The sequence below is a fragment of the [Chlorobium] sp. 445 genome, assembly GCA_002763895.1.
Lineage (GTDB): Bacteria > Bacteroidota > Chlorobiia > Chlorobiales > Thermochlorobacteraceae > Thermochlorobacter.
Window position 1 is genome coordinate 54,544 of the sequence record NSLH01000003.1, and the last position, 12,695, is coordinate 67,238.

General features: G+C 48.3%; 11 protein-coding genes. 6 read left to right on the forward strand and 5 right to left on the reverse strand.

Annotation, left to right across the window (positions count from 1 at the left end; genetic code table 11):
• Positions 1 to 62: 62 nt before the first annotated feature.
• Entirely contained in the window at positions 63 to 1,196 is a 1,134-nt protein-coding gene (gene dacB, locus CMR00_02145) for a D-alanyl-D-alanine carboxypeptidase/D-alanyl-D-alanine-endopeptidase (GenBank protein ID PIO48906.1), read from the forward strand.
• Positions 1,144 to 1,728, forward strand: coding sequence for a D-alanyl-D-alanine carboxypeptidase/D-alanyl-D-alanine-endopeptidase (gene dacB, locus CMR00_02150; protein ID PIO48907.1), 585 nt, complete (start codon positions 1,144 to 1,146; stop codon positions 1,726 to 1,728). The genes dacB (CMR00_02145) and dacB (CMR00_02150) overlap by 53 nt, the downstream gene beginning before the upstream one ends.
• A 66-nt stretch (positions 1,729 to 1,794) precedes the next feature.
• On the opposite strand, the gene CMR00_02155 is transcribed toward dacB (CMR00_02150), so the two are convergent.
• The gene (locus tag CMR00_02155) at positions 1,795 to 6,486 is read right to left on the reverse strand and encodes a hypothetical protein (protein ID PIO48908.1); all 4,692 of its coding nucleotides are present in this window, start codon (positions 6,484 to 6,486) and stop codon (positions 1,795 to 1,797) included.
• A gap of 143 nt (positions 6,487 to 6,629) precedes the next feature.
• On the opposite strand from CMR00_02155, the gene CMR00_02160 reads away from it, so the two are divergent.
• Positions 6,630 to 7,016, forward strand: a complete 387-nt coding sequence (locus tag CMR00_02160) for a hypothetical protein (GenBank protein ID PIO48909.1) — start codon at positions 6,630 to 6,632, stop codon at positions 7,014 to 7,016.
• On the forward strand, positions 6,986 to 7,699 hold the full coding sequence (locus tag CMR00_02165; GenBank protein PIO48910.1) for a hypothetical protein: 714 nt from the start codon (positions 6,986 to 6,988) through the stop codon (positions 7,697 to 7,699). Before CMR00_02160 ends, CMR00_02165 begins: the two co-directional genes overlap by 31 nt.
• 66 nt (positions 7,700 to 7,765) lie before the next feature.
• Here the strand turns inward: CMR00_02165 and CMR00_02170 are convergent, their stop codons facing one another.
• From CMR00_02170 to CMR00_02180, 3 genes are all read right to left on the reverse strand, one after another.
• The gene (locus CMR00_02170; GenBank protein ID PIO48911.1) at positions 7,766 to 8,188 is read right to left on the reverse strand and encodes a Holliday junction resolvase RuvX; all 423 of its coding nucleotides are present in this window, start codon (positions 8,186 to 8,188) and stop codon (positions 7,766 to 7,768) included.
• Positions 8,154 to 8,621 (reverse strand): hypothetical protein, encoded by a 468-nt coding sequence (locus CMR00_02175; protein ID PIO48912.1) that lies wholly within the window; start codon positions 8,619 to 8,621, stop codon positions 8,154 to 8,156. Before CMR00_02175 ends, CMR00_02170 begins: the two co-directional genes overlap by 35 nt.
• A 237-nt stretch (positions 8,622 to 8,858) precedes the next feature.
• Positions 8,859 to 10,280, reverse strand: coding sequence for a tRNA (N6-isopentenyl adenosine(37)-C2)-methylthiotransferase MiaB (locus CMR00_02180; GenBank protein PIO48971.1), 1,422 nt, complete (start codon positions 10,278 to 10,280; stop codon positions 8,859 to 8,861).
• Between the two features lie 144 nt (positions 10,281 to 10,424).
• Here CMR00_02180 and CMR00_02185 point away from each other — a divergent pair, with 144 nt between their 5' ends.
• Both CMR00_02185 and CMR00_02190 read left to right on the forward strand, forming a co-directional pair.
• The gene (locus CMR00_02185) at positions 10,425 to 11,162 is read left to right on the forward strand and encodes a hypothetical protein (GenBank protein ID PIO48913.1); all 738 of its coding nucleotides are present in this window, start codon (positions 10,425 to 10,427) and stop codon (positions 11,160 to 11,162) included.
• Complete coding sequence (locus CMR00_02190; protein PIO48914.1) at positions 11,111 to 11,662, forward strand: hypothetical protein; 552 nt, start codon at positions 11,111 to 11,113, stop codon at positions 11,660 to 11,662. Before CMR00_02185 ends, CMR00_02190 begins: the two co-directional genes overlap by 52 nt.
• Positions 11,663 to 11,694: 32 nt before the next feature.
• On the opposite strand, the gene tilS is transcribed toward CMR00_02190, so the two are convergent.
• Entirely contained in the window at positions 11,695 to 12,675 is a 981-nt protein-coding gene (gene tilS, locus CMR00_02195; protein PIO48915.1) for a tRNA lysidine(34) synthetase TilS, read from the reverse strand.
• Positions 12,676 to 12,695 lie beyond the last annotated feature (20 nt).

The following is a 12,695-nucleotide window of genomic DNA, read 5'->3' on the forward strand; positions in this document are numbered from 1 at the left end:
ATTGCAGGGGCAAATTGTTTATTTAATTGCAAAATTGCCTCTGCGGCACAAGATCAGACACTATGTGGCGACCCCTTTGCTATCCGCTTATGCTAAGTACTGCGGTCTGGTTTGTGCTTCTGACTCAGCCCGTGCTCGTGGGTGCGCAGGTGATTTTCCAAAAAGAAATGTTTGCGCACAAAACGCTCCCACGGCGCTCCAAAGAAGAACAGCAGAAAGTCAAAGCCTTGAAGCAAGACTTGGAGCAACTGTTTGCAGACCCTTCAATGCAACACGTGCTCTGGGGTGTGCGCATTGAATCACTTAGCCGTAAAGAAGTCTTGTTCAAACAGCTTAGCGAAAAGAATTTTATTCCTGCCTCTAACCAAAAACTTTTGACCGTCGCTGCCGCATTGACTTACCTTGACACCGCCTTTTGTTACTCAACATCTGTTTTCGCAAGAGGCAGTCTGGTACGCACACCCGACAACATCGGTGCCCTGAACGGCGACCTGATTGTGACCAGCGATGGTAACCCTTGCCTCTCAGGTAAATGGCTTCAACCAGAAGTGCCTGATAATCCTTCCCCGACAAAATTTTTCGAGGCAGTTGCTGATAGCTTGCTCAAAGCCGGCATTTCAGTCATCAAAGGCAATTTGATTGGCGACGACAGCGCCTTCGAGATCTCGCAAACTTCACAAGATTGGTTCGGCGGCGATGGCGACTACGCTACAGGCTTGGAATGGGATGATCTGTCCTACGGTATGGCAGCACCAATTTCTGCACTGTCATTCAATGAAAATTCAATTCTCGTGCAAGCCTTCCCAGCCGATACCGTAGGCAAAGCGCCAGTAATTGTGCTCACGCCTGCAACAGGATTTGTGTCCATTCAAAATAATGCTGTAACCTCAGCGAAAAATGCACGCCGCACTCTGATGATCACACGTGCGATTGGAACAAACACTATTGTCATTTCAGGTGAATTGCCTATCACACAAAAGCGTGGATACAGCGAAAAAATTGCAATCGAAAAGCCCGCAATGTATTTTCTGACAGTGCTAACTGAAACACTCTCGCAAAAGGGAATTCGCATTGAAGGAGAAATTCGACGCAAACTTCCGCACGAAAACTTTGCACGCGATTCCCTGCGACTCATAGCACGCTATACTTCACCCCCGCTCATTGAAATTTTTAAGCTATCTGCAAAAGGAAAGTAGCAACTATCTCTCAGAACAAGTTTTGCGCACTGTTGGTGCGGCTTATCAAGGTGGCAGCAAAGGCTCACTGGAAGCAGGATTGCAAGCTATACGCAAAGTCCTCTCAATGGCAGGTGTCAAGTTCGATGAATTTCTAGGCTTCGATGCAAGCGGACTGAGCCGTAAAAACCGCATCTCCCCTGATGCGATTGTGAGCCTGCTGCGCTGGTTGTACAATTCCAATAAATTCGAAAACTTCCTTAAAACGCTGGCAATTGCAGGCTACGATGGGACACTAATAGATCGACTGCGAAAGACTGCAGCCGAAAAGCGCATCTTTGCCAAAACAGGTTATCTCTCTGGTGTGCGCACACTCTCTGGCTATCTCTATGGCGAAAATGGCGAATGGTTTGCCTTCTCACTGATGGCAATGAACTTCACACAAGCACGGCGTAACATCGAAGAATTGCAAGACAAAGTCTTGGAAATGCTTGCCAACTTTGCTGCAAAGCCTGTGCCCGCCGAAGTGCCCGCCGCATCTACTGCACCTTGAGATATCTAGAAAAATCACTGTGCACTGCCGCACGCTGCATTCATGAGGCATAGCCTATAACTTCGCTTAGCGTACCACAGCAAGTTTGCCAACTTTTTCAGGTACGCCTTCTGCCGTAACGCGGTAAAGATAAATGCCAGATGAGACCTTCTCGCCTTGCTCTGTATCCAAAAACCAGCGTGCGCCGCCAGTCTCGCCTGTGTGCTCAATGCGCTTGATGACGCGCCCTGTGAGAGTCAAAATTTCAATCGTAGCTTTGCGCGTAAGATTGGCAAACATTACAAAATCTACGCCTGCACTTTTGCGGTAAGGATTGGGATAGGTGAAAACGCCTGACAAATCTTCTTTGACTTCAGAAAAGACAACCACATTCCCGCTCGAAGCTGTGTCAATCAGTGTGCCATCCGTAGCGCGTAAGTTGCGCAGCGCAATAGAAACCGAGACACCAAGTGCTCCAATTTGCCGACCTGCAAGACGTAAGCGTAAGCGATTTTCATGATTATCAACTTCGACACCGACAATGCTTCCACTAGGGCGCACATCATAATTCTCAAGCACTTGCGCTGATGCAGCTTCAATCGGTTTGCTCATGATAAGTTCGACTTGGTCTGGAGCCAGCACGCGGCGAGAGAGCACAAAGAAGGCAGAGGCTGACATACGCTGCACTTCAAACGATACGGTGCGAAAAGCTGCGGCAAGACGAGCATTAAAAATGTCGCGCACGGCATCATTCACGCTCACAGTGTAACGCCCCGTGTCTAATGGCGCACGTTGAAATGAGAGCACAACCTCTCTAGCACCACGCGCCAAAATTGCCGATGAGGGATACATCGGTAGGCTTCCTGACTTTTGAACTTCAAACCAAGCTGGATTGAGCGGCGCGTCTTGCAACGCCTCACTGAAGCGAAGACGTAAATGATCATCAGCGTCATACTCTGCAGAGAGCAGGCGCGGCAACGCTTTCGGGACCCCTAACACATAAACACTTGTGTCGCTTTCTTGCCGACCATCAAACGCCGTAACAGCATAAACATAAAATCGACCGCGCTGCACATCTCGATCAATAAAGATGCTATCGGCTGTAACGGCGCGCCGTGAGAGTGTAAAAGGATACAAAGGAAATGAAGTATACTCAGCGCGATAGATACGATAGTTCTGTGCCTCGGGTGTTCTGTTCCAAGAAAGTGCAAGCGCGGTTTCATCAAGCGGTTCAATGCTCACACCGACAGGTGCAAGCGGTAGTGTGCTACCTTGAAATTCATAGCCATACGTCTGAAGATCATCGCCAAAGAAAATTTCGTTGCGTCCATTGCCGTCAATATCAGCGATAAGAAGTTCTTGCGCAGTTGCCGCTGGAAAAATCCAAAATGGCTCAAAGCGTTGTCTCGGCACATTCCACTTGAAAAGGTAGAGATTAGGATAAGCCAAAATGCAGAGTTCATCAATGCCATCTCGGTCAATATCGGCACTTTGAATAGCGCTCTCGAAGATGGATTTAGCGCGGTAGTTAAAAAATCGCTGTGACCAAATTTTCTCATAGCGATCATTGCCAGTGGCTTGCCAGCACTCTGCAAGCCAGACTGGTGCGGCATAGTCGCGTGTCTGAAAGTCGAAGTTGAGATCAGCATGTGTCATCACAACAAACTGCTTTTTGCCATTGCCTAAGAAATTGCCGCTCACAATAAAATTGCTCCCGCCAAGATAAGGCGTACGGTTGAGCCAAGTGTGAGCGTAAGTGTTACCGATGCCTGAATACTCGTAGATGTAAAAATTACCATCGAAGTCACCGACAAGAATTTCAGGTTTGCCGTCGCCATCGAAATCTTCGACGAGAGATTTGGGTTGTTCGAACTGTGGGCGCGTCCCATCTTTAGCGCGACGAACGGGATTGGGCAGTGTTGCCAATCGTCGAAATGTTGAATCTAAAATGAAGTAAGCCGTGTCGTTGCGCACAAGAAGATGTTGCTCACCCGTCCCTTTGGTATCCGCAATACGCGATGCCCAGAAATTGCGTGAAGTAGTGTCTTGAAACAAAATGCGTGCAAAAGGCGATGAGGTCGGCGCAGATTGCGAAAAAATGATGCTGCGTCCAATCGAGTAAGCAACTGTTTCCAACAGTCCATCCTGATTGAGGTCGCCAACATGCTGAGGAATCATGATCGGTGAAGTGACGGAATCCAAAAGTTCGAACCGCTCACCTGTAAATTCAAAGCGTTTGAGGCGAGAAAAACGCAAGCCCTGAAGAGGCAAGGCTTCATTGAGCAAGACTTCACGGCGAGCGTTGCGGTTGAAATCCTGCACTTGTGTGAGCAGTGTGCCAGCAGGCAAGCGAAACTCGCGCCGTTCACGAAAGAGTGTCTGCCCGAAGGTCGGTGGCTGAAAAATCTCGCCGTTAAGTGTGAAAAATTGCCGTGCACTTTCCGCTGTAAGCCCAGCCACATTACGCACATGCAGATACCACTCATATTCAACATTTGGCTGAACTTCCGAGCGACGCAGCAGCGCAAAGTGCCGTCGACGAATGAAAGGGAGGCGAAATGGACGAAAAGTCTCACCTGAATGGCGACGTCTGAAAAAAAGTGTGGCTTCGCAAAGATCATCCGTTTCAGCTTCAATCAAGATGCCATATTGGTCGTTGATAATAACTTGCTCACTGCGCACACTATCAAGGCACGGCGGCGTACGATCCAAAAAGTATTGAATACGGTGCTCGACAGTTCTGCCATTCTGCTCACGAACAACAAGCCGAATCACATAGACCGAATCAGGCAAAGCGGCGACATTCCAAAAACCAAGTGTATCGCGCAAACGTTGGCGTGCGGTAGCAGGTTGAATCGTTTGCCATGCAGTACGGTCGCTTAGTCCAGGACGAAATTGCAGTTCATAGTGCTGAAATTGCGGCGAGATAGCCGTGCCAATAATAGGCACACGAGACAAAGTAAAGTTGTTAGGGAAAATACCGCTGTCGTAAGCTGGAGAAAGAATTTTTGCAATTGGTGCACCAAGGGCTTGAAGCGCGCGTTCAAGATTGAGCCTGCCACCGCCACTGCTGTGGTCCCAACCTTCATCTTCAATATCATCAGCTGTGGAGACCAAAATGCCGCGCACTTGTTCAGGTGAAAGTGAAGCGTTAAGTGAGAGCACTAAGGCAGCAGCACCTGAGGCATGTGCAGCAGATGCACTTGTGCCGCCAAACGAGGCAGAATAAAAGTTACGGTAGAAGGGATAAGTTGTTGGAATGCCTTCGCCGGGTGCGGCAAAATCCACACGAAAGCCACGCGTAGAAAACTGCGTGATTTCATCGAAGCGTGTCGTTGCGGCTGTAGCAATGACTTCATCGTAGCCTGCAGGGTAGCGTTGTTGTTCGCCGCCAGCGTTGCCTGCCGAAGCACACATCACCACGCCCTTGGAATAAGCATACTTGACCGCATCGCGCATCACAGGTGAAGCGACCACATCACCAAAGCTCATATTAACGACGCGAATGCCGTTGTCAGCCGCATAAATAAGTGCTGAGGCAATGTCTTTATCAGAGGCAAAATCGCCGCCGTAGCCACCAGCAGCGGTAAAAACACGCAGGGCAACAAGTCGGCAGTGCGGCGCAAGACCTGCAATGCCAATCCGATTGTTCGTAGCAGCCGCAGCAATCCCTGCGCAGGCTGTCCCATGAAAATTATCGTCAAACGGGTCAGGATCTGGAAATTGAAAATCGGAAAAGCCGTTAAGCGCATCGTTGTTAAAAGGTTGGTCTGTAAAGTCCCAACCGATCACATCGTCGGGGTAGCCGTTGCCGTCTTGGTCAATGCCATCAAAGTCGCCACTAATGCCGTTGGGGTCCAGTTCGAAGGTTTCAGGATTGCGCCGCTCACGAAAGTCCCATGGCTCAAATGTGCCGTTGCGGTTACGGTCTTCAGCAGGCTTGACAAAAAGCTTTGGCGCAAGGTCGGGATGTGTGTAATCAATGCCAGTGTCAATAATGCCGATGAGAATGGAAGAGTCGCCTTTTGTGAGTTGCCATGCAGCTTCCGCTTGAATTTTCGCAAGATTCCATTGCGAAGCATAAGCTGAATCGTTTGGCACACGCCAATTGCTGGCAGTCGAAGAGAAGGGCGGCAATACTGAATTTTCCTGCAAGGCGTGTGAAGCGTGAGAAGACGCAGAGAAATGATGAGTATCCAGCGAAAGCAAGCGGACCGGCGTGGCGTATTCTATATCAGGATTGCGTAAAAGTTCAGCAAGTAATTGTTCCACATCAAGTGCGGAGATACCGCTTTCCAGACGAATAACGACAATTCGGTCAATTTCACGTAAGCGAGAGACTTGCAGCGTTTTTTCAGACCTACCAAGTGTTTTAGGCGTAAGCGCAAGCACGGTGGCGTTAGGAATCCTGAGGTTGCCCAAGCGCAGGTTAGTAGGTCTGGCTGAAAGGCAAGCCGCTTGGAGTGTGAAAAAAGTTTGCGCAGGCAGCGAAGGCTTAAATTTGACGATGAGTTCATTGGGTGAGACATGCAGAGCAGGCATCGTAGAACTAGGCGTAGGTATCGGCTGCCCCTGACGAAATCGGAGGGCTTCAGGTTGTGCAAGCAGCAAGTGAGGCAAAAGGCAAAATGGCAAAAGTAAAATAAGACGTTGAACAAAGATTTTTGAGACAAAAAGCATAGGGCTTGATTTAAATTTGCAAGCAAAATAGATGTGTCTGCTACAAGAATCAAGGGCACCGAAATTCGCTAAACTCAATCTGCACATGCCTTTCCGCATTTGTTTGTGTTTTTTCTTTTTGTCACTGCTCTGTGCATCAGCTGTAGCACAGGTAAAAGTTGGGCTTGATGTCTTACTTGAGCAAGGCGATCAGGCATTGCAATCAAAGAGGCTTGGGCTAATTACAAACGCAACGGGCGTCGATAGGACAGGTGAGCCAAACTACAAGCGGCTCTTGCAAGCAGGCTTTCGCATTGAAGCACTTTTTTGCGCCAGAACATGGCTTTCAGACAAGTGAGGAAGCAGGCAAACGCATTCAAAGCACAAGGACCGAGCAGCGCATTCCAGTTTATTCGCTCTACGGCAAGACCAAAAAGCCAACGCCCGACATGCTCCAGCACCTTGATGCTGTGCTCTTCGACATCCAAGACATTGGCACGCGCTGCTACACGTACGTTTCTACGATGCAACTTGCAATGGAAGCCTGCGCAGAACAGCGCAAAGCTTTTATCGTCCTTGATCGTCCAAATCCGATTGCCCCGATTGCCCGCAGGGTTTTATGTTGGATACTGCATACCGATCATTTGTAGGCTATGTCAAAGTCCCGTTTGTGCATGCGCTGACAGTGGGTGAGCTTGCTCGAATGATTCAAGCTGAAGTCTTACCAAGTTTGAACTTGCGCGTAATTTCAATGCAGAATTTTTCGCGTCAGCGCTTTGCCGACGAAGATTCGCTGTTTAGACTGATACCGCCATCACCGAACATTACAAGTGTGAATGCGATGCTGCTCTATCCTGCGCTGGTGCATTTGGAGGGAACGAACATCAGTGAAGGGCGAGGCACAGAGCAGCCGTTTGAGTGCTTTGGTGCACCGTTTCTCAACACAGAAAAAGTCTTAGAGCAACTGCGTGCATTTGGACTATCGGGTGTAGCGTTTGACGCGGTATCCTTTACGCCGCAGCGTTTGGCAGGCAAAGCAAGCAATCCAAAATTTCGTGGTGAGTTGTGTAAAGGTATTCAGGTCAGGATTATCGACCGGCGTGCAGTGGAGCCGTTTGCCTTAGGTGTAGCAATTCTACTAGCGTTGAAACGCACGCATCCAAACGAGCTACAATGGCTCAGCAGTGGACAGTCTCTCGACAGACTTGCAGGGACAGGTCGCTTGCGTCAGCTCGTAGAGCAAGGCGCTTCATTGCAAACGATTCTTGAGGAGAGCCGAAGAAGCTACGCAGAGTACGAGCAAAAATGGAAAATGTATTGGCTTTATGAGTAGTAAGACTTACAAGCCAATGCACAAATAGCATGGCAAGGGCATGGTAAGATTGAACAAGCTAAGCAATTAGCGTTGCTCTAAGTAAGTTTGAAGCAAAATTGCGGCGGCGGCTTTATCGAGTCTGCCCTTGATGTGACGCTCTTTGCGAGAGACACCGCTAGCAATCAGAATCTGCATGGCTTTTTTTGAAGAGCCAAATTCTGCAATGCGCTCAATTGGAAGCGTGGGGAAGTGCTGGTGCAAGCGCTCAATAAAAGCATTAACAACACTTGTCATTCGGTTAGCAGAACCATCGCCGCTGGTAGGATAGCCCACCAAGATTTTTTCAATGCCATCTTGATCAAGAATCAACTGGATTTGCTTGTAAAGTTCAGATTCACTGAAGGTGCCGACAGGTTGCGCAAAGAGACAAAGCGGATCACTTTTGGCTAAGCCAATTCGTTTGGTGCCGTAGTCAATTGCCAGAATCCTTTTTTTGATTGTTGTCATGGAAATAGGTCGTAGGTGCGTCTTTTTGAAGAGAGCGCTTAATCAGCTTACTGGGTTTGAAATGCACTTTGCGCCGCCGTCCTGAATACTCCACCACTTTACCTGTGCGCGGGTCTCTGATTGTAGCAGAAGGTCTCATATACTTGACTTCAAAGACGCCCAAGCCGCGCAGCTCAATGCGAACCTCAGGATTAGCACTGCGAATAAGTTTAGAGAGTGACTCTAGCGTGGTATCAACAACATCTACCACTTCGGATTCAGATTTTCGAAGTCGCCGCGCTACATCGGCAACAAGGTCGCGTCGGGTGAGCGTACGCTCAATCTTCCGCGCATTGGATGGCTTATCTTTATTCATAGGGAAACTTCTAAGAAAGGGCATTTTATGAGACTGCAACTGCAAATCTGTCGCACAAAAATAGCAAACAAAAAACAAAACCGCCTGAATTTTCTCGGGAATCGCTGCTGCTGCCCCAGCGACTCAACCTATCAAAACTCAGGCGGAGACTTAAGCTAACTTTACTGCAAGCATACCCTTGTTGCAAGGGACGAACAACTACAACCATCTGAACGCAAGATGCAGCGAAAGGTTTTATAGGAATGTGATTGTTATCACAAAGCGTGAGATTTGCCAACCGACCGAGCAAGTGCAAAAAGAAAGGAAAAGTCAAATCTAGACACGCTCGCCGAAGAGTGTGGCAGAAGTTGCACCTGTAATTTTGACCGAAACCACATCTCCAACAGATTCTCCTGTTTTGGGAAAGACGACTACTCGGTTCGTATCCGTGCGCCCCATCCAGTGCTCGCATGAGCGTTTGCTATCACCTTCAATCAAAACTTCATAGGTCTTGCCAATGGATTGCTGATAGAGCTCAAGTGAAATGCGCTGTTGCAGTTGAATAATTTCAGCAAGGCGACGCTGTTTGATGTCCAACGGCACATCATCTGCCAGTCTTTTGGCCGCAGGCGTGTTGGGTCGCTCAGAGTAGATAAAGGTAAAAGCGTAATCGTAGCGCACTTCATTTAGGAGCGAAAGTGTCTCTTGATGCTCTGCTTCAGTTTCGCCACAAAAGCCAGTGATAATGTCCGTTGAAAGTGAGCACTCTGGGATTTTGGCACGAATCATCTCAATTTTTTTGAGATAGTCCTCGCGCGTGTGGTTGCGGTTCATTCGGCTAAGCACGCTTGTAGCGCCAGACTGAACAGGCAGATGAATGAACTTGCACAGATTCGGACGTTCTCTCATCACCTGGATAAGGTCTTCAGAAATGTCCTTCGGGTGCGAGGTCGTAAAACGAATGCGCATGGCGCTATTGATAAGGCTAACACGATACATCAGCTCAGCAAAGTCTACACCACTGTCTGCATCGTAGTAGGAATTCACGTTTTGACCGAGTAAGGTTACTTCTTTGAAGCCCTCGTCAGAGAGTTGTTGAATTTCGTTTAGAATTGACACCACAGGTCGAGAGCGCTCACGACCGCGTGTGAAAGGTACGACGCAAAACGAGCACATGTTGTCGCAGCCGCGCATAATGGAGACGAAGGCACTGATGCCTTCACGGCGCACTGGCGTAATGTCGGCATAGGTTTCTTCAAGTGAGAGAAACACATTAGCGGCTTTTTGCCCTGTTTCAGCAAGTGCAAGCAGCTCTGGAATTGAGCGGTAAGCGTCTGGACCTGCAATAAGATCGACGATTTTTTCTTCTTCGAAGAGCTTAGCTTTCAGTCGCTCTGCCATACAGCCGAGGACGCCAATAACCAACTTCGGATTGCGCCGCTTGTAAGGCTTAAGCGCATTGAGCCGATGATGAATTTTAAGCTCGGCATGCTCACGAATCGCACAGGTATTAAGAAAAATGACATCGGCTTCCTCAATGCGGTCGGTGGTGCTGTAGCCATCTTGATAGAGCACAGAGGCGACAATTTCCGAATCAGAAAAATTCATCTGGCAGCCATAAGTTTCAATGTAGACTTTACCTTTTGTACCATCATACACTGAGCGCTTAGAGAGCGCTACGAAAGTCTCTTGCCCATCAGGCGCGACTTCGCGTGAGCCAGCAACGATGTTGAGCGTAGGCAACCGAAGTTCTGACATAAGTTCCATGAAAGTTTTATAGCGAAAATGCAAAGATACAACTTGGTAAATCTTCCCCATACGGGGCATGCACAAGTTGGCTGAGACTAAAAATCTTTTTACACCCTATTGCGTTTCAAGTGTATCATTAAACGACATTTTTTAATGAAGCCACGACTTGTTGTTCTTGGAACGGGATTCGGCGCATTGAGTTTGCTCAAAGACCTCTCGCCAAGTCGCTATGCCGTTACAGTCATTAGCCCGCGCAATCATTTTCTTTTTACACCGCTTTTGCCGAGCACAACGGTGGGTACAATTGAATTTCTAAGCATTGCTGAGCCTATTCGCCTAGCTGCAAAAGGCACCATGTTTGTGCAGGCATCGGCATTTGCACTCGACCCATTGCGGAAAGCAGTCTGTTGCAAAGACCCATTCAGCGGCAAAGAATTTGACATGTATTACGATGTGCTGGTCATTGCCGTGGGTGCAGTCAGTAATACCTTCGGCATTGAAGGCGTAACGGAGCATGCACTTTTTCTCAAGGAACTCTCTGATGCGCGCTTGATTCGCCAAAAAGTCATTGACAATTTTGAGCAGGCGTCGTTGCCAACGGTAAGTGAGTCGGAGCGCAAGCGATTGCTGCATTTCGTCGTGGTTGGCGGTGGACCAACAGGCGTAGAATACGCAGCAGAACTTGCCGACTTTTTTGACGATGAAGTCAAAGTGTATTTCCCAAACCTCATCCAAGATGCACGCATCACACTGGTCGAAGCCGGCAAGCAAATTCTGAGCTCATTTGATGAAAGGCTTGCAAGCTACACCTTGAAAGTCTTCCAGCGCCGGCGCATCAAATCCATACTGAATGCGCCTGTAAAAAAGTCGAAGCCGGCAGAGTGCATTTAGCCACAGGTGAGGTGCTGGAAACAGGGCTGATTGTTTGGTCGACCGGCAACGGTCCTACGCCTTTCGTGAAAGCCTTGCCATTTCAGAAAGATCGAGTGGGTCGGATTCTCACAGATCGGTATTTGCGCGTGCTGGGGCAGACGGACATCTTCGCGCTCGGTGATTGCGCTACAATTGAAGGCTACTCACAACCAGCAACAGCGCAGGTGGCTATGCAAGCCGGTAAATATCTTGCAAAACTCTTAAATCGTGTGTCGTCGCCAAGTGAAGCTGAAAAAAGTATCGCACCGTTTGAACGCCAAAACTTCGGAATGCTTGCTTACATTGGTGATGACAGAGCCCTTGCAGATTTGCCAAATGTAAAGTGGAAAGGATTTTTGACATGGCTATTTTGGCGCGCCGCCTATCTGACAAAACTTGTCAGCATCAAAAACAAAATGCAAGTGCTCTTCGACTGGATTAAATCTCGCCTATTCGGGCGCGACCTCAGCCGATTTTAAGCCCCAAGCAAAACACCGATGTCGTTAGGCTTTTAGGGTAGGTGCTTTTTGTAAGAAAAAATTTTGTCGCCTCGCCAGATGACTTCAAGGCGCGGACTGACTACAATTTTTCTGCCCGATTGTCTTTCAAGTAGCCCAGCCAGACGGTCTAATAATTGTGCAGACGGTGCAACACCACAGCATTGCAAGGCGCGCTTAAAAATCTCTTTTTGCTCAAACTTGGTCAAAGCCTTCAAAGCGCGAACATCAAACGCATGATTCTTAAACGATAAGCCTCTCTTTCGCATCAGTTTCTGAATATGCCCGTCGACAAACTCTGAAAGTTCTGCTACGTGCTTCGAAAAACGCAGCAAACTGGGCACGAGCTTATGCTCAAAGCGTTCCTCAATGAGCGGAATAACTTTATGGCGAATGAAATTGCGGTCAAAGCATAGCTCAAAATTGGTCCGATCGGTGCGGTATGAAAGATGCTTATCGTTGAGGTAAGCAAGAATATCAGCACGCTCAAAGTTCAAGAGAGGACGAAGAATGTACTCTCGCCGTTCAGGAATGCCCGATAAGCCCAGCAGCGAGGTGCCACGAAAGAAATTGAAAAGCACGGTTTCAGCATTGTCCCCAGCATGATGTGCTGTAACCAGTTTGTCGAACTGATGGATTTGTATCAGGCGCGCAAAAAAGTCGTAACGCAAGTGACGAGCAGTTTCTTCGAGCGATAGCTTTTTAGTTTTTGAAAGTTCTTTGGTGTCGAATCGTTCTGTGAAAAGTGTGATGCCCAGTAAGGCGCAGGTCTGTTGGCAGAAGTGTTCATCACCTAAGCTAGCGCGTGCACGCAGTTGAAAATTGCAGTGTGCCGCGGCAATCTCGATTTTTAGAATGAAACGCACTGCAGCAAGCAAATGAAGCAGCGCCGTGGAATCAGCGCCACCTGAAAAGGCGACTAAGATGCGCTCGCCTTTCTGAAAAAATTTGCGAGTTTGACAATGCTCCAAAAATTTCTTTTCAAAGGCATGCATGCATTCAACGATTTCTATTA

Excerpts from the sequence above, each read along its gene's own strand:
- dacB (PIO48906.1), top strand. The coding sequence starts at position 63 with ATGTGGCGACCCCTTTGCTATCCGCTTATGCTAAGTACTGCGGTCTGG.
- CMR00_02155 (PIO48908.1), bottom strand. The coding sequence starts at position 6,486 with ATGCGGAAAGGCATGTGCAGATTGAGTTTAGCGAATTTCGGTGCCCTT.
- CMR00_02165 (PIO48910.1), top strand. The coding sequence starts at position 6,986 with ATGTTGGATACTGCATACCGATCATTTGTAGGCTATGTCAAAGTCCCG.
- CMR00_02170 (PIO48911.1), bottom strand. The coding sequence starts at position 8,188 with ATGACAACAATCAAAAAAAGGATTCTGGCAATTGACTACGGCACCAAA.
- CMR00_02180 (PIO48971.1), bottom strand. The coding sequence starts at position 10,280 with ATGTCAGAACTTCGGTTGCCTACGCTCAACATCGTTGCTGGCTCACGC.
- CMR00_02185 (PIO48913.1), top strand. The coding sequence starts at position 10,425 with ATGAAGCCACGACTTGTTGTTCTTGGAACGGGATTCGGCGCATTGAGT.
- tilS (PIO48915.1), bottom strand. The coding sequence starts at position 12,675 with ATGCATGCCTTTGAAAAGAAATTTTTGGAGCATTGTCAAACTCGCAAA.